The organism is Serratia sp. PL7, assembly GCF_945957435.1.
Genome location: NZ_CAMFLB010000006.1, coordinates 229,049 through 247,046 on the forward strand (window position 1 = coordinate 229,049; position 17,998 = coordinate 247,046).

Consider the following 17,998-nt stretch of genomic DNA (forward strand, 5'->3'; position numbering starts at 1 on the left):
ATAAATAACCATCCGTCACCGCCAAAATTGCAACGATAAGTGCTGCCTATTTGCCGAGGAGTGCGAATGAGTCTACAACTAGTAGTGTCTTTGATGGAGGTCAGCAGGGCAGGCCTTTTCATTAGTTAACATGATGAAGATCTACAGCACCCGAAACTGAGCTATCAACTTAACTGCAACAGAGTAAGGAGCAATTGATGAGCAAGAAAGGATTAACTACCGCGGCTGGCGCGCCCGTTGTTGATAATAATAACGTGATCACCGCCGGTAAGCGCGGTCCGATGCTACTTCAAGACGTTTGGTTCCTGGAAAAACTGGCCCACTTTGACCGAGAGGTGATCCCAGAGCGTCGTATGCATGCCAAGGGGTCCGGAGCTTACGGCACCTTTACCGTCACCCACGATATAACCCAGTACACCCGCGCAAAAATCTTCTCTGAGATTGGTAAGCAAACCGAGATGTTCGTCCGCTTCTCTACCGTTGCCGGTGAGCGCGGGGCTGCCGACGCCGAACGTGATATCCGTGGCTTTGCCATGAAGTTCTATACCGAGGAAGGTAACTGGGATCTGGTCGGTAATGATACCCCGGTGTTCTACCTGCGCGATCCACTGAAATTCCCTGATCTGAACCACGTGGTAAAACGCGATCCGCACACCAACCTGCGCAATCCGGTGTACAAATGGGACTTCTTCTCCCATCTGCCTGAATCACTGCACCAGTTGACCATCGATTTCAGCGACCGTGGTCTGCCTAAATCCTACCGTCATATGCACGGTTTCGGCAGCCACACCTTCAGCTTTATCAATGCCAATAACGAGCGTTTCTGGGTCAAGTTCCACTTCCGCTGTGAGCAAGGCATTGAAAACCTGATGGACGATGAAGCAGAAGCCATCATCGCCAAAGATCGTGAAAGTTCGCAGCGCGATCTGTTCGACTCCATCAAGAACGGTGACTTCCCACGCTGGAAACTGCAAATCCAGATCATGCCAGAGCATGAAGCGTCACAAACCCCGTATAACCCGTTTGACCTGACCAAAGTCTGGCCGCACGGCGACTACCCGCTGATCGATGTCGGCTTCTTCGAGCTGAACCGCAACCCGGATAACTACTTCTCAGAAGTGGAACAAGTGGCCATGAACCCAGCCAACGTGGTGCCTGGCGTGAGCTTCTCACCGGATAAAATGTTGCAGGGCCGTCTGTTCTCCTATGGCGATGCGCACCGCTACCGCCTGGGCGTCAACCATCACCAAATCCCGGTCAACGGTGCCAAATGCCCGTTCCATAACTATCACCGCGATGGGGCGATGCGGGTGGATGGCAACAGCGGCAACGGCGCAACCTATGAGCCAAACAGCTTTGGGGTGTTCCAGGAGCAGCCAGATTTCAGCGAACCGCCATTGAGCATCGAAGGTGCCGCCGATCACTGGAATCATCGTGAAGACGACGATTACTACAGCCAACCGCGTGCGCTGTTCAATCTGCTGAGTGCCGAGGAGCACCAACGTATGTTCACCCGTATCGCCGGTGAGCTGTCGCAGGTGCCAGAACAGATCCAACGCCGTCAGGTTGAACTGTTCACCAAGGTACATCCCGATTACGGCAGCGGCGTTGCCAAGGCCCTGGGCCTGAAATAATCGGTTACAGCAATAGCAAGGCCGCCCTCGGGCGGCCTTTTTTCGCAACGCAACGCGTTATGCCTGCAGTTGGCTACTCGCCCACTGTTGTAGACGACGGCGCGAAATCTTGATGCCGCCGTTTTTTAGCTCGTCGGGCAACGCCAATGCGGCAATCGGCCGCTGGAAGTTCGCCAGCCGGTCCTGTGCCCAAAGCATTAACCCCTCCAGCGTCAACTCGCCTTCCAGATCGACCACCGCTACCGGCCGTTGGCCAAACTCTGCATCGTCAATCGGCACGATAAACACCTGCAACACCTGTGGATGCGCGGCAAACACACGTTCCACATCTTCCGGCTGAACGCCTTCCCCGCCGCTGAAGAACAGGTTATCCAGCCGGCCAATGATACGCAGTTCACCCTGCTCCATCGCGCCACGATCGCGGGTATGGAACCATCCTTGATCGTCGGTAATGGGCACTAGCTCGCCCCGCAACCAATAACCCAGCGCCAGACTGGTGGAGCGGATCCAGACTTCCTGATCCACCAGGCGTATTTCACGGCCTGGTAAAGGTGCCCCAACGCCGGGCAGCTCGTCGGCACGCTTGGCGCAAACCGTTGAAGCCAGCTCCGTCAAACCATAGCCACACCAGCAGTGGATCCCTACCGCCTCTGCCTGCTGAGTGAGTGACACAGGGATCATCGCCCCACCGAGCAACACTTCTTTTAGCGCATGCTTGGCCATCGGTTCAGACAGCAGGCGCCAAAGTTGAGTTGGCACTAGCGAAGCATGGGTACATCCCGCCAACGCATCGGCCAAGGGTTGCATTTCACGCACCACAAGCTGTGCCCCAACCGCCAGCCAGCGCCAGATAATGCCCTGACCAGACACGTGAAACAGCGGCAACGAGAGCAGCCAGCTGTCCTGCGGCTGAAACTCCAGCAGTTGCAACACGCCATCGGCACTGGCAAGGTGGCCGGCATAGCTATGGGCAGCGGCTTTTGGCAAGCCACTGGAGCCGGAAGTCAGCGTCAACGTCGCCAGTCTTTGTTCATCCCACGGTAACAACCGCAAGTGGCACTCATCAACGCCCGGCGGCGACAAGACGATCGCGCCAGGGGGCAACTCAGGCAAGCCATCCGGGCTGAAAGCAAAGTCGATATCCAGATCCGGCAGCAGAGCCGCCAGCATCGGCGCAGGCAGCGTCGGATTGAGCAGCAGCAGGCGCGCACCGCACTGCAAAAGCGCCAGATAGGCTAACAGCAGCGGATAGCTGTTTTTCCCGCACAGCAGCACACCGCTACCGGGTAACACGCCCTGGCGCTGAAAGTCGGCAGCTAACACTTCCACCTGCCGTTGCAGCATTAACCAACTGACCGGCTGTTGTTCAAAGATGACCGCGGTCGCCTGCGGGCGCTGTTTGGCCCAATGCCGCCACGGCCAATCACTCAACTGCGCCATACACACTCCAAGGTATCAATGCCTAATAGCGGCAAGGTGCTCTCTGGCCAGTTGCGTATCAACTGGGCTTGCATCAGGTTCAACGTATCCAAACCTGGCACCGTGTGCGGCGTCAGCCAATGCGCAATGCGCGCCAGTTGTGTCAACCCCAGACTGGACTCAATGCTGGAACTGATCACCGCCACCAATCCGGCCTGATGCGCCTGCATGACCAGTTCACGGCAGCGGGCCAGGCTACCCACCAAAGTCGGCTTGATCACAATCGCTGCCACGCCCGGCTCGGCCTGCACGACAAAATCGGCTTCACGCACGCTTTCATCCCAGGCGATGGCAATCCCGGTTGCCTGAGCAAACTCACGGGATTCGTCACGGGTTTTGCAGGGCTCTTCCAGAAACGCGATGCGATCGCGCCACGCTGGGTTAACGTATTTGGCAAAACCGTCCGCTTTGGCACGACTCCAACTGCGGTTGGCATCCAGCCGTAGCTTGAGATCGGGCAAGGCTTCAAGCAATACGTTGACGACCATGCCATCCCGTACCGCCTCATACAGCCCCACCTTGACCTTGGCCACTTTCTCCCCCGGCAGCGCAGCCAGCAGATCGAACAGCTCGTCGGGATCGCCGGTGCACAGCGGTGCCTTGCGGTAGTCGGCCTGCGTTGGCAATTGCCCGGCCAGTTCTGCCAAGGCACAGCTGGTGCCGAAAGCCACCGACGGCCACTCGCTTTCCACAGGCAGTTCACCCGCAACCCAAGCCTGCACCCAGGCCAAGGTAGCCTGCTGCGCCTGGTCGAGCGTCTCTTGGCTGAACTCAGGTAAGGGAGCAATTTCCCCCCATCCCTGCTGCCCATCCTGCTGCAGATGGATCAGTAAGCCATCTCGGGTTTTCAGCCGCTGGTTGCGCAGCACCACGCCCGCCTCCATCGGCAGGCTATAGCGATAGATCGCAGCAACACGGGTTAGTGCCGTCATTACGGGTTACGCTTGAATTTGCTGAAGTCAGGCTGGCGTTTTTCGATAAATGCGTTGCGCCCTTCCTGGCCTTCATCGGTCATATAGAACAACATGGTGGCGTTACCCGCCAGCTCTTGCAGCCCGGCCTGGCCATCGCAGTCGGCGTTCAGTGCGGCTTTCAGGCAGCGCAAGGCCATTGGGCTGTTCTGCAACATTTCACGGCACCAGCGCACGGTCTCTTTTTCCAGATCGGCCAACGGCACCACGGTGTTGACCAGGCCCATCTCCAGCGCCGCAGCGGCGTCGTATTGGCGGCACAGGAACCAGATCTCACGGGCCTTCTTCTGGCCGACGATACGCGCCATGTAGGAAGCGCCCCAGCCGCCGTCAAAGGAGCCGACTTTCGGCCCAGTCTGGCCAAAGATGGCGTTATCGGCCGCAATAGTCAGATCGCACATCATATGCAGCACGTGACCGCCGCCGATGGAATATCCGGCCACCATCGCCACCACTGGCTTAGGGCAGGTGCGGATCTGACGTTGGAAGTCCAGCACGTTCAGGTGGTGCACGCCGCTGTCATCACGATAGCCGCCGTAGTCACCGCGCACTTTCTGATCGCCACCGGAACAAAAGGCTTTATCCCCGGCACCGGTAAGAATGATGGTGCCGATGCCGTCGTCATAGCGCGCGTTCGACATCGCCTCGATCATTTCCTTCACCGTGTGCGGGCGGAAGGCGTTACGCACCTGCGGGCGGTTGATGGTAATTTTGGCAATGCCATCGCTGGACTTGTGATACAGGATGTCTTCGAAATCACCCGAGCAGTCCTGCCAGTCGATCGCGGCGTACAGTTGTTCTTCATTGGGATACAGCATGTTTGGTTCCTTTTTTTGCAAGAAATGCATCGAGCGCGGCGGCAAAATCTGCCGGATTGGCCAGATGAGCGTTATGACCCGCTTCTGGCACGGTTTGCAATGGCAAACCGGCATCACGCGCCAACGCCTGAAACTTGTGATCGTCGGCACCGCATAACACCATCACTGGCAGTGCCAACTGTTGTAATTGTGGCACCAGCCAAGGTTGGCGCCCAAGAGACGTCGCCTCCAGCATATCGGCGATGGCCGGGCCATGGTTGTCGGCACGGGCGGCGATCAGCGCCTCGCGGTGTACCGGGCTGAGGTTGGCAAAAACCGGTTGTAAATACCAATCGGCCAACACCTTTCTGATCCGCTCCGTGCGGAAACGCTTCGCCCAGGCGGCATCGTGGGCACGCCGCTGGGCACGTAAATCTTCGTTCTCCAGCCCTGGATTACCGCCCTCGATCACAATGCCTTGCAGCCCTTGCGCTTCGCCGCAGCATGCGTGGTACATGGCAATGCGCCCACCGAGTGAATAGCCCACCAGCCAGTAACGCTCAATATTATGTTGTTGCAGCGTGGCGGTGATTTGCCTGCTGACGTCGGCAAAGTCGAGGCAGGATTGATCGGCAGAATCACCATGACCGGGTAAATCAATTGCCAGCGAGGGCCACTGTTCACAGCGCGAGGCGATCACCCGCCACTCATTGTTGTTTCCCAGCAAGCCATGCAGCCAGATCAGCCAAGGGCGTTGGCTTTCGCCTTGTTGTAACACGCGGGAAGCCAGCATCAGTTTGCCCCCATTTTTTGCACCAGATGTTGCAGAGTTTCTGCGCCATCGCTCGGCGGCACCTGCAACTCAATCAGCGTGGCTCCGCTGTGACGCCAGGCCTTTTCCACTGCCTGCTGCAACTGTCCCCAGTTTTCCGGGCAGGCATAGTCAAGCTGGAACATGGCTGCCGCATGGCTGAACTCTACGTCCTGCGGCATACAGTAAAATCGCTGGCGCTCAGGTTCCGGCGTTGGCAACAGTGAGAAAATCTGCCCGCCATTGTTATTCACCACGATCAGCACCGTGGGTGCCGAACATTGGCGCAACAGTGCCAGAGCGTTCAAATCGTATAGCGCGGAGAGATCGCCTACCACGGCCAACGTCGGCTTGGCGGTAGCACGCTGGACCCCAGCCGTGGTGGAGATTAGGCCGTCGATACCGCTGGCCCCACGGTTGCTGAACACCGGATAGCCAGCAGGCAACTGGGTTAAGGCATCGATCAGGCGCACAATCAGGCTATTGCCGAGAAACAGCTGGCCGTTCTCCGGCAACAGCTCAGGCAGGCGATGGGCCAGTTGAGCCTCACCAAACCGGTTAACCAGGTATTGCGACGTCGCATCAAGGGCATCATCCGCCAACGCGGACAGATCGCCAGCCCAAGGTGAGCGAGGTTGCGCCGGATGCAGATCGAGCCACTCGCCAACGGTAGAACGAATACGGCGGCCACGATGATGCGCAGGATCGAGACGCCCAGGCAGATCGTCAATCAGCCAGAACTCCTCTGGCTGGCAGCGCTCCTGCCACTGCAACAGGCGTTTACCCGTTAGACTGCTGCCAAACTGCACCACCAACTGCGCGCTTGCCAACAGATCGCGAGCCTGGGGGTTAGCCAGCCATAAGTCGGCACAGGGCAACGGTTGCCCCGTTTGCGAAAGGGCATCGCCGATCAACGGCCAACCAAGCATGCCCGCCCATTCAGCCAGTTGCACGCCCTCTTCCGCCCCCATCCTGCCAGCGATAATCACGCCGCGCTTCTGCCGCCAGAAAAACCAGTCAGGCTGCTTAATAACCTGATGGGGATCCATTTCACGCAGCCAAGGGTGCGTATCCTGCCACCAGTCCCCTAACTCTGCCGACCACTGCTCATACAGCTGTTCATCTCCGCCATATAACGGCTCCGCAAACGGGCAGTTGATATGCAGGGCACCCTGCCGTAGGCGCGCCATCGCGCTGTCCAAGGTAGATACCAACCAGCGAGCCGGAATATCCGGGCTTGGGCGTGGCAAATCGATGTTCAAGGTGGGGTGGCTCGAGTAGAGGCCGTTTTGGCGGATCGCCTGATTGGCGCCGCAGTTAATCAATTCCGGCGGACGATCGGCGGTGAGAAACACCAGCCGCTCCCCGGTTAGCCCGGCTTCGATCAGGGCAGGATAAAGATTTGCTGCCGCGGTACCCGAGGTGACGATCACCGCCACTGGCTCACGCGTGGCCTTTGCCAGGCCGAGCGCTAAATGGCCCAGGCCCCGCTCATCGAAATGAGTATGACAGACAAAAGCGCGGTTCGCGGCAGCGGCCAACGTAAGAGGCGTGGAGCGCGATCCCGGAGCGATACAGACATGCCGCACTCCATGGCGGACCAGCGTTTCCAGCAACAACGCCGCCCACCGGCGATTAAAAACACTTGTCGACATATTTCGCTCATCAGTAGTAAACAGAGGTTACGCGCCGAAGCCTACCCAAAGGAGGTAGCGAACCGGGGATCATAACTCTGAATTATATAAGTAATTATCTTTACGGCTTTTGCGCTGGCGCAAAAACGCCGTATTTCCCTGTGGCAGGGGGCCTGCAATAAATCAATTTCGACCCACCCATGCCAAATAGCGCCCCAAAATAGAACAAAAAAGAAACATATAAGACACAACAAGTTTACACACGAAGATCGGCCTGCTCAATGCGCCTGCCCAGAATGTTCTGACTGCAACAGAGTGCGTAAGCCCGCCGCCTTGTTTTCGATCTCTTGCCATTCCTGCGCCGGATCGGAACCGGCCACAATCCCCGCACCGGCATACAGCTCAACCCGAGCATCCTCGATCTGGCAGGAACGCAGCGCAACGCAGAACTCAGCCTGTGCCGCAGAAAGATAACCCGCAGAGCCGGCATACCAACCGCGGGAAAAAGGCTCATGCTGGCGGATAAACTCACGCGAGGCCTGGCGCGGCAACCCGGCCACCGCAGCCGTCGGCTGCAGTCTTTGCAGGCAATCGGCATCATCACCCTGGTTCAGTTGCCCTTCAATACGCCGCCGCAGATGCTGTACCTTGCGCAACCGCACCACTTCTGGTGGCAACACATCGACCGCTCTGGCACCGCCTTGCAAACGCTGGCAAATATCATCGACCACCAGCAGGTTTTCCTGTTGGTTCTTGCTGTCTTGCAGCAACCACTGGGCCAGTGCCTGGGCCTGCCGCTCATCGGGATGGTTGGCAACCGTGCCCGCCAACGCTTCGGTCAGCAAATGTTTTCCCTCACGCAGGTACAATCTTTCCGGGCTGGAGCCAAGAAATGCGGAATGTGCATCAAAGCGCAGCATAAAGTGGTAGCATTGGTGATTCACCCTGCGGCTGGCGGCCATCATCGCAGGGGCAAACAACGGACTCTCCAGCGTCAACACTGAGCTGCGCGCCAAGACCACCTTATCCATCTGCTGCCGATTTATCGCCTTCAGCGCATCGCGCAGCATGATTTCCCACCCGGAACGTTCCGGCTGATGCTGCACCGACAGCACTTTCACCTGTAAATTCTCGATCGGTTTGATCACCAGCAGATTTTCAAGCCAGGCAAGCGCCGCTTGGGCGTCATCACTCAATGCCTCTTCAGAAAACAGGTTTAGTGTCAGTTCACATTTGCCTTGGCGATTAAGAATTTCCAGGCGCGGCAAAAACAGCTGGGCGTCACCGTCAAAGGCTGTCAGCCCCCATAAACGGGCCGCAGGATAGGCATTCACGAATGCCTGTGCCATCGAAGGGTGTGAAAACTGCCGCAAAGCGCCGCACACCGCCGCCTCCTGCCGCCCTTCGCGATGACGCCAGTAGAATTGAGGGAACAGCACCTGCGCCGCCAGCCACTCCAGCAGCACATCGCTCAGATGGCCGGGAACCACCAGCGTAAGCTGCCGAAATCCGGCTTCACGGGGAAAGCCGTGCCCAAGCTGCTGACGTAGCCGCCGCAGCAATCCCGAAAGTTGTTCCACTACCACCTCATTAACCAAACGCTATGTGGGGAATTATACGGTAAATCAACCCTCACGGGCGGAAAAAAAGCGCTTATTAACCCATACCTTCCGCCGCTAATTATTTATTAAAATTGAAGTTTAAGATTAAAAAACGACCACACGCGCGCGACGGAACTATACTTAGAAGTCATGTTCCTGCCGCAGTGAAATCTTGTCATATCAAATCGATAGTTAAATCAAGATGTTCACAGCCTCCCAACGGTATTAACCCGCTGTCCTTTGGGTCAGATGTAAGGAGCTTTTTGCGTGAAAGAAATACTTATCAATTGGTTAAAGAAGCAGCGTCGCCGTCCCAAAGTGGCCCGGTTGCCCTTACGGCATAATCGGGCTACTGCAGAAACCCCTCCCGCCAGCAACATCAAGGCAGAGCTGTTTTCGGTCGATCAAATGGAACGCTACGGCCAGCGCCTGGCACGCTCCCATAAACTGGCAACTCATAAAACGCCCTACTATTTGCTCAAACGTCTCGATAACAACGAGCGGGTATTGACGGACAGTTGCCGCAGGTTGAGCAACGATAAGAAAAACACTATGACCCCGGCGGGCGACTGGCTGCTGGATAATTTTTATCTTATCGAGGAGCAGATCCGCGTCGTTCGGCACCATCTGCCGAAAACCTTCGGGCGTGGGCTGCCACAGTTAGCCGCCCCGCACAATTGCCCACGAATTTTCGATATCGCCACCGAAGCTATTGCTCACGGCGACGGGCGATGGGATGCCGAGAGCCTGACGCGCTATATTGCCGCCTACCAAAAAGAGGCCAATCTGACCCTGGGTGAGCTTTGGGCGTTGCCGGGCATGCTGAGGCTGGCGCTGATTGAGAACCTGCGCCGCGTGGCGGTAGAAGTGGCCCAGGCGCAAGAAGAGCGCAGCCTGGCCGATAGTTGGGTGACCAAAATGCTGGAGTCGGCGGAAAACGATCCGGCCAATCTGATCATTGTCATTGCCGATATGGCACGCTCCAACCCGCCCCGCACCAGCGCCTTCGTAGCAGAACTGGTGCGTCGTCTACAGGGGCACGGGACCATGCTGGCGCTACCGCTGACCTGGGTTGAGCAACGCCTGGCCGAAGTCAGCCTGACCTCCGATGAGCTTATCCATCGTTTCAACCAACAACTTGCGGTCAGCCAACTTTCCGTCAGCAACAGTATCGCTGGCCTGCGGCAACTGAGTGAAATGGATTGGGCGGAATTTGTTGAGACCATGAGCAAGGTCGATCAGACGCTGCGCGAAGACCCAACCGGGATTTATCCTTTAATGCATTTCGATACCCGAGACAACTATCGTCATGTGATCGAGAGGCTGGCTCGCCACTGTTCTTATAACGAGGTTGAAGTAGCGCAACACGCTCTGAATATGGCTCGGATCGCCGCCGAAGATCCCCGCAACGATCCACGTACTCATCACATCGGCTATTACCTGATTGACCATGGGCGCACGCAGTTAGAACAACAGCTCGACGTTCGGCTTAGCCGTATTACGCGCATCCGCCAGGCGCTCAGCCAATCCCCACTGCTTTCCTGGCTGGGCAGCATCAGCCTGCTCACAACGGCCTGCTGGGCCTTGCTGTTACGCCATGCCCACCAAACCGGGCTCACCTGGGGATTGTTGATCTTGCTGTTCCCCTTGGGGATGGTGCTCGCTCAGTTCGTCATTAGTCTGCTCAGTGAGATCACCACCCGTAGCCGTTCTCCGCAGCCGCTGCCAAGGCTGGATTTTTCCTGTGGTATCCCGGCAGAGTTCCGCACGCTGGTTGCCATTCCTACGCTGATAAGCAGCAAGCCGGGCATTGACCAGTTGATCAACACGCTGGAGGTTTGCTACCTGGGCAATGCCATGAAGCACCTGCATTTTGCCCTGCTCACCGACTTTAATGACTCGCCTCGACAACAACACCCCGACGATGCCGAACTGCTGGCCTATGCCAGCCAAAAGATGAGCGAGCTCAATGCGCAGTATGCCTGCGAAGGGCCAAGCCACTTTTTCCTGTTCCATCGCGATCGCCAATGGAATGAGAAACAGCAGAGCTGGATGGGGTTGGAGCGTAAACGTGGCAAGCTGAACGCGCTGAACGATTGGCTGCGCAACCGTGGCAATGCGTTTACCACCCAGATTGGCCAAGGGCTGGAGGTGCTGAAAAACGTCAAATACGTAATCACCCTGGACAGCGATACCGTGCTACCGCGTGAAACCGCACATCGGCTGATCGCCGCCATGGCCCATCCCCTGAATCAACCCCAGTATGATGCCAAGCTGCAACGGGTGGTGGAGGGTTATGCCATCCTGCAACCCCGCATGGCCGAAGAGATCCCCACTTATGGCCAGAGCCGTTACGCCGCCCTTTGCAGCAGTACGCCGGGCAACGATCCTTATACCCAGATGGCTTCAGATATCTATCAGGATCTGTTTGGCGAAGGCTCGTTTATCGGCAAAGGGATTTATGATGTTGACGTCTTCTCCCACAGCCTGAAGGGCACCTGCCCAGAAAACCTGGTGTTAAGCCACGATCTGCTGGAAGGTTGCTATGCCCGTTCCGGTTTATTGAGCGACGTCTTGCTCTATGAGCAGTATCCGAGCAACTATCTGGTCGATGTTGCCCGCCGCACCCGCTGGATCCGCGGCGATTGGCAGCTATTGAACTGGTTGCTGCCCCGGGTCACCACTGAAGACGGTTCGCGGGCCGCTAACCCATTAAGCCCTTTGTCACGTTGGAAACTGTTCGATAACCTACGCCGCAGCCTGGTAGCCCCCTGCTTCCTGTTGCTGCTGTTCTTTGGCTTAACCTGGCTATCGGATACCGCATACTGGTTGGCGGTGTTCGTCATTATTCTGCTGTTGCCCACGCTGCTGGCGCTGTTGCAGGATGTGGTGCGTAAGCCCCCGCGTCGGCCCGTTATTCAGCACTTACAGCTGGCACTGAAGGGTTCACTGCATCGGCTGTGTCAGATTGGTCTGCGTCTGGCCGAGCTACCTCATGAAGCCTGGTACAGCCTGAAGGCTATTGGCATCACCCTGTGGCGTTTGTTGATCAGCAAACGTAATCTGCAAGAGTGGACCAGCTTCGACCGATCCAAACACCATCTGACCGTCACGCTGGCGAATTTTTACCGCAACCTGTGGATCAACCCGTTTGCTGGCGTTTCATTGTTGCTGTTGGCCGCCTTTTCCAGTCCGATAGCGCTGTTAGCCGCTATCCCGCTAGCCGCCTTGTGGATCCTGTCACCGTACCTGCTTTATTCGCTCAGCCTGGAGCCACAGCGCAGCAAAACAGCCATCGACGATCGCCAGCGCCGCTTCCTACGCCAGAGCAGCCGCGAAACCTGGGAGTTTTTCGCTACCTTTGTCACCCAGCAGGAAAACTGGCTACCGCCGGATAACTACCAGGAAATTCCAGAGCCGGTAGTTGCGCACCGCACGTCACCCACCAATATCGGGCTGGCGTTGTTGGCCGACCTCACCGCCTATGATTTCGGCTATATCACCCTCAGTGCAGCCTTGCAGCGTATTACCCTGACGTTGAATACGCTCGATCGCATGGAGCATTATCGCGGTCACCTGTACAACTGGTACGACACGCGCACCCTGGAGCCCCTGAATCCACGTTATGTTTCAAGCGTGGATAGCGGTAATTTCGCGGGCCACCTGCTGACCCTCAGCTCTGGCCTGCCAGCATTGACTATACAGCCAGTTATCGAACCAGCCCGCATTCTGGCCGGAGTGGAAGATACGTTGCTGATACTGGAGCAGCACTGGGGTAACGCCGCACCGAAAGGATTAACCAAGCTGCGTAAACACTGGGAACAGGCGCAAAATGCCCATCCGGCGGCACTACAGGCTGAACTCAATGAAATGCGTAACCACTGTAACGGATTGCAGGAACCTGCTCTGCAACAAGGCGACGAGGTCAAACGCTGGGCCGGTAACCTGCACCAGCAGCTCAACGATCTGTGCACCGAATGGGCATTATGGTTTAGCTGGCTGAGCGACAGCATACCGGAGCTGGAACAAATCCCTAGCTTGCATTGGTTGGCCAACCCACCTGAACGGCTAACGCTGTCGACTGAACAGCAAACACAGTTGGATGCCGTGCAGCAGTTGGCAGCGGAACGCCTCGAACAGTTGGCGCAGTTGGCACGGCGCCTGACAGCAATGGCGCAAATGGACTTCAGCTTCCTGTATGACGAAGCCACCCATTTACTGACCGTCGGTTTCAACTGCGATCAAAACCGTGCCGACAGTGGTAAATACGATCTGCTGGCCTCGGAAATCCGCCTGACCAACTATGTAGCGATTGCCACCAACCAAATTCCGCAACGTAGCTGGTTTGCGTTAGGCAGGCTGTTTACGGTGATCGACAAGGAGCCAGCGCTGATGTCCTGGAGCGGCTCAATGTTTGAATACCTGATGCCACAACTGGTGATGCCGGCCTATCCCGATACGTTGCTGGTGCAAATGTGCCGCTCTGCAGTCGAGCGGCAAATTGCCTGGGGCAAGGAGCGCGGTGTACCGTGGGGGATTTCCGAGTCCGGTTACTTCGGCTTTGACGCTTTACAAAACTACCAGTATCACGCCTTTGGTGTGCCGGGGTTAGGGCTGCGGCGTGGGCTGGGTGACGACATGGTGATCGCCCCTTACGCCACCATGATGGCGCTGATTGTCGATCCGGACAGTGCCTGCAGCAACCTGGTGGAGCTGGAAAAAAACGGTGCCAAGGGCCGTTATGGCTTCTATGAAGCGCTGGACTACACCACTTCACGCCTCAGCCGGGGGCAGTTGTATGTCATTGTTCGTTCCTATATGGCTCACCACCAGGGGATGAGTTTCCTGGCGCTGTCACACCTGCTGCTGGATGCACCGATGGTGAAACGCTTTGCCAGTTACCCCGCCTTCCAGTCAACCCGCTTGCTGTTGCAGGAACGGGTGCCTGATGCGGTTGAGCTGTACAGCACCCGCCGCCACTTCGAAACCCATGACGGCGCGATTACACCGGCCAGCTTCGCCGCGCGTGAGTTCACCCGTGTGGATACACCGATCCCGGAAGTACAGCTGCTGTCGAATGCCAACTACCATCTGATGATCACCCAAACCGGCGGCAGCTACAGCCGCTGGCAAAATCTGGCGCTGACCCGCTGGCGTGAGGATGCCACCTGCGATAACTGGGGCGCATTCTGCTACCTGCGCGATCCGCAAACCGGTGAAGTGTGGAGCAATACCTGGCACCCTACCGGCGACACCGAGAAAGGCGGCTATCGCGCCGTCTTCAACGATGCCGGGGCAGAATTCCAACGCAAGCAGGGGCTGCTGTCGGTGAAAACCCAGGTGGTGATCTCCCCTGAGGACGACATCGAACTGCGGCGCTTAACCTTGGTGAACCGGGGCAAACAGCCGCGGACCATTGAGATCACCAGCTATGCTGAAGTGGTGCTGGCCCCGGCCAGCAACGATTTGGCCCACCCGGCGTTCAGTAATCTGTTTGTCCAAACCGAGCTGTTGCAGGAACAGGATGCCATTCTGTGCCATCGCCGCCCGCGTGAGCCGAAAGAAAAATCGCCGTGGTTGCTGCATATGATGTCGGTCCAAGGTTCCAGCAGCAAAACGTCCTTTGAAACCGACCGGGCCAAGTTTATCGGCCGTGGCCGCACGGCAGCCAACCCGCAGGCGCTATATCAGAATCAACCCCTGACCAATAGCGCCGGGCCGGTGATCGATCCGATCATCGCCATCCGTCAGCGGATCCGGCTGGAACCCAACGTGCCGCTGACGCTGGATATCTTCTACGGCGTGTGTGAAGACCGCGCCACCAGCCTGGCGATGTTGGAGAAGTACCGCGACCGCCATATGGCCGACCGTATTTTCGAACTCGCCTGGTCGCACAGTCAGGTGGTGTTGCGCCAGTTGAACGCCAACGAAGAAGACGCCAATCTGTTTAACCGCCTGGCCAGCGCGGTGGTGTTCCCGGCGCAGGAAATGCGTGCCGCCAGCAATGAAATCATCAATAACCGCCGCGGACAGTCCGGCCTGTGGGGCTATTCGATTTCCGGCGATCTGCCGATCGTGCTGCTGTCCGTCACCGACATTGAGAATATCGGGCTGGTGCAACAGCTCATTCAGGCACACAACTACTGGCGACTGAAAGGATTGCTGGTCGACCTGGTGATCCTCAATGAGGATTCCGGTGGTTACCGGCAAGATCTGCAAAATCGGATCATGGGGCTGATCGCCGCCGGGATGGAGTCTTCCCTGACGGACAAACCCGGAGGGATCTTCGTACGCTCCAGTGAACATATGTCACCGGAGGATCACACCTTGCTGCTGAGCGTAGCGCGGATCTATCTGGATGACCGCCGCGGTGGCCTGACGGAGCAACTCAACCAAAGGTTGCAACTGCCGCAAACGCTGCAACAGCCATTGGGGCCGCCGACTGCCTCCTCCAAACTGGCGACCATGGCCAATTTGCCGCGTAATCTGCATTCACCGCAGTTGCCGATTATCGACAAGCTCCAGTTCTACAACGGGTTTGGCGGATTCTCGGAGGATGGTAGCGAATATATAATCGCCATGAACGAAAGCAAGGTGACGCCGGCTCCGTGGTCAAACGTTATCGCCAACCCGATGTTCGGCTCGGTGATCTCTGAAAGCGGCCAAGCCTACACCTGGTATGAGAATGCGCATGAATACCGCCTGACGCCTTGGGATAACGATCCGGTCAGCGATCGCAGCGGTGAGGCTTTCTATCTGCGTGATGAAGAAAGTGGTCACGTCTGGTCACCAACGCCGCTGCCCGCCCGTGGGCGCGGCCATTACCTGACGCGTCACGGTTTTGGTTACAGCGTGTTTGAACACCGGGAAGGCGGTATCGACAGCCAGTTGACGATGCTGGTTGCCAAAGACGCCCCGGTAAAACTGTTCCTTCTGACGCTCACCAACACCTCTGGCCGTACGCGTAAGCTTTCGACTACCGGCTATGCCGAGCTGATCCTCGGTGATTTACGCCAGAAATCGGCCATGCACGTGGTCACCCGCGTAGCCACCCCGCCTGGCGGCTGTGGCATCCTCGCCACCAACCATTACACCAGCAGCGGATCGCCACGTACTGCGTTCTTCGGCGTTACCGGAGTCCATTGTTCGGTCACTGGCGATAGGCGGGAATTCATTGGCCGTAACGGTTCGTTGGCCGCTCCTGCCGTGCTTAAGCTGCGGCGGTTATCCGGCAAGACCGGTGCCGGGTTGGATCCCTGTGGCGCGGTGCAATCGGCCATCAGCATGATCGATGGCGATCAGCGCAGCTTTGTGTTTGCGCTTGGCCTGGGACAGGATGGCGACGAAGCCGAATCCCTGCTGCGCCAGTACCTCAACGAGGAGGCTTTGCAACACGAATTGCAGCAGGTCGATGCCCATTGGGACAAGATCCTCAACAAGGTGCAGATCGGTACGCCTCATCCAGCGGTTAACCTGCTGGCTAACGGCTGGTTGCTGTATCAAACCCTCTCCTGTCGCATTCACGCACGCAGCGGTTATTACCAGTCCGGCGGCGCATTTGGCTTCCGCGATCAGCTCCAGGATACCTTGGCCCTGACGCATGCCTTGCCTGAGCGGATGCGTGAGCAGATCCTGCTGTGTGCTTCGCGCCAGTTTGTTGAAGGCGACGTTCAGCACTGGTGGCATCCACCACAGGGCAACGGGGTGCGCACCCGCTGCTCCGATGATTACCTGTGGTTGCCGTTGGCGATTTGCCACTACCTCGACGCGACGGACGACTCATCGATCCTCGAAGAACAGGTGGGTTATCTGGAGGCCCGTATACTGGCACCAGGTGAGGAGTCTTCTTATGAACAGCCGGGCATCAGCCCGAAACAGGAAAGCCTGTATCTCCACGGGGCCAGGGCGCTGAAGCATGGCCTGACCTTTGGCGAGCATGGCTTGCCGCTAATGGGGGCCGGTGACTGGAACGACGGCATGAACATGGTGGGATTGGAAGGCAGAGGCGAGAGCGTTTGGCTGGGCTTCTTCCTGTTCTATATTCTGCAACGCTACGGCAAACTGGCCACCCACCGCGGCGATCAGGAGCTGGCGGAACTGTGCCGCGAGGAGGCAGAAAAACTGCGCGCCAACCTGCACAATAACGCCTGGGATGGCGAATGGTATCGCCGTGGTTACTTCGATAGCGGAGAACCCTTGGGTTCACACCAAGCGGCGGAATGCCGCATTGATGCCATAGCCCAGAGTTGGTCGATCCTTTCCGGTGCGGGTGACAAAGATCGCAGCGCACAGGCAATGCAATCTCTGGATAAGCACCTGGTGGACGACCAGGCCGGCATCATCAAACTGCTGACCCCACCTTTTGACGGCAACGGCCCGAACCCTGGCTACATCCGGGGTTACCTGCCCGGCGTGCGGGAAAACGGCGGTCAATACACTCACGGGGCGGTATGGGCGGTGATGGCGTTCGCCGAGATGGGCAATATCGAGCGCGCCTGGGAATTGATGGCGCTGATTAACCCCATCAACCACAGCCTGGATAGCACCGCAGCGGAACGCTACAAGGTCGAACCTTATGTCGCCACTGCCGATATTTACGCGGTCACCCCACACGTTGGGCGTGGGGGATGGAGCTGGTATACCGGCTCGGCGGGCTGGATGTATCGGCTGATCGTCGAGTCGCTGTTGGGGCTAAAACGCCACGGCAATACGCTTTCCATCCACACCCGCTTACCGGCAGATTGGCCGCCGGTCACCCTAACCTATCGTGAAGGGGAGAGCGAATATCACTTCACCCTGCGCCAAGGGGAAGGAGAAACGCAGGTGATTATTGATGGTGTGTTGCAGCAGGAAGCGGTGATTAACTTGGCTGATGAGGCTAAAACCTACCAGGTGGAGGTAATTCTGGGAAAGCAATAAGGGACACAGTAGCTAAATAGCGGTGTTTAATACCGCTACACCCGAAGCTTGAGACAGGAGGGAGTCATTGCAGGTTAGCCGACCGTTGAGCGCAGGGATGCGCGATTGCGAGCCCCAAGGACGGGTTTACGGCGTTTCGGCGTTCTGCATGA

8 protein-coding genes are annotated in these 17,998 nt (G+C 57.5%); 2 read left to right on the forward strand and 6 right to left on the reverse strand.

Features of this window, described 5'->3' with window-relative positions; translation table 11 throughout:
* Positions 1 to 197 precede the first annotated feature (197 nt).
* The gene (katA, locus tag N6G83_RS25365) at positions 198 to 1,634 is read left to right on the forward strand and encodes a catalase KatA (protein WP_199062414.1); all 1,437 of its coding nucleotides are present in this window, start codon (positions 198 to 200) and stop codon (positions 1,632 to 1,634) included.
* 57 nt (positions 1,635 to 1,691) lie between these two features.
* Here the strand turns inward: katA and menE are convergent, their stop codons facing one another.
* From menE to menF, 6 genes are all read right to left on the reverse strand, one after another.
* Positions 1,692 to 3,074 carry an o-succinylbenzoate--CoA ligase gene (menE, locus tag N6G83_RS25370; protein WP_211135523.1) on the reverse strand — a complete coding sequence of 461 codons (1,383 nt, stop codon included), beginning with the start codon at positions 3,072 to 3,074 and terminating at the stop codon, positions 1,692 to 1,694.
* Positions 3,062 to 4,045 (reverse strand): o-succinylbenzoate synthase, encoded by a 984-nt coding sequence (gene menC, locus N6G83_RS25375; RefSeq protein WP_024529608.1) that lies wholly within the window; start codon positions 4,043 to 4,045, stop codon positions 3,062 to 3,064. Before menC ends, menE begins: the two co-directional genes overlap by 13 nt.
* Complete coding sequence (gene menB / locus N6G83_RS25380) at positions 4,045 to 4,902, reverse strand: 1,4-dihydroxy-2-naphthoyl-CoA synthase (RefSeq protein WP_024529607.1); 858 nt, start codon at positions 4,900 to 4,902, stop codon at positions 4,045 to 4,047. The genes menC and menB overlap by 1 nt, the downstream gene beginning before the upstream one ends.
* Positions 4,886 to 5,674, reverse strand: coding sequence for a 2-succinyl-6-hydroxy-2,4-cyclohexadiene-1-carboxylate synthase (menH, locus tag N6G83_RS25385; protein WP_199062416.1), 789 nt, complete (start codon positions 5,672 to 5,674; stop codon positions 4,886 to 4,888). Before menH ends, menB begins: the two co-directional genes overlap by 17 nt.
* Entirely contained in the window at positions 5,674 to 7,347 is a 1,674-nt protein-coding gene (gene menD, locus N6G83_RS25390; protein ID WP_024529605.1) for a 2-succinyl-5-enolpyruvyl-6-hydroxy-3-cyclohexene-1-carboxylic-acid synthase, read from the reverse strand. Before menD ends, menH begins: the two co-directional genes overlap by 1 nt.
* Positions 7,348 to 7,604: 257 nt before the next feature.
* Entirely contained in the window at positions 7,605 to 8,906 is a 1,302-nt protein-coding gene (gene menF, locus N6G83_RS25395; RefSeq protein ID WP_211135524.1) for an isochorismate synthase MenF, read from the reverse strand.
* 288 nt (positions 8,907 to 9,194) lie between these two features.
* Here menF and N6G83_RS25400 point away from each other — a divergent pair, with 288 nt between their 5' ends.
* Positions 9,195 to 17,846, forward strand: a complete 8,652-nt coding sequence (locus N6G83_RS25400) for a glycoside hydrolase family 94 protein (protein ID WP_211135525.1) — start codon at positions 9,195 to 9,197, stop codon at positions 17,844 to 17,846.
* Positions 17,847 to 17,998: the final 152 nt, after the last annotated feature.

Coding starts and splice junctions, on each gene's coding strand:
- katA (WP_199062414.1), top strand. CDS start 198: ATGAGCAAGAAAGGATTAACTACCGCGGCTGGCGCGCCCGTTGTTGAT.
- menC (WP_024529608.1), bottom strand. CDS start 4,045: ATGACGGCACTAACCCGTGTTGCTGCGATCTATCGCTATAGCCTGCCG.
- menE (WP_211135523.1), bottom strand. CDS start 3,074: ATGGCGCAGTTGAGTGATTGGCCGTGGCGGCATTGGGCCAAACAGCGC.
- menH (WP_199062416.1), bottom strand. CDS start 5,674: ATGCTGGCTTCCCGCGTGTTACAACAAGGCGAAAGCCAACGCCCTTGG.
- menB (WP_024529607.1), bottom strand. CDS start 4,902: ATGCTGTATCCCAATGAAGAACAACTGTACGCCGCGATCGACTGGCAG.
- menD (WP_024529605.1), bottom strand. CDS start 7,347: ATGTCGACAAGTGTTTTTAATCGCCGGTGGGCGGCGTTGTTGCTGGAA.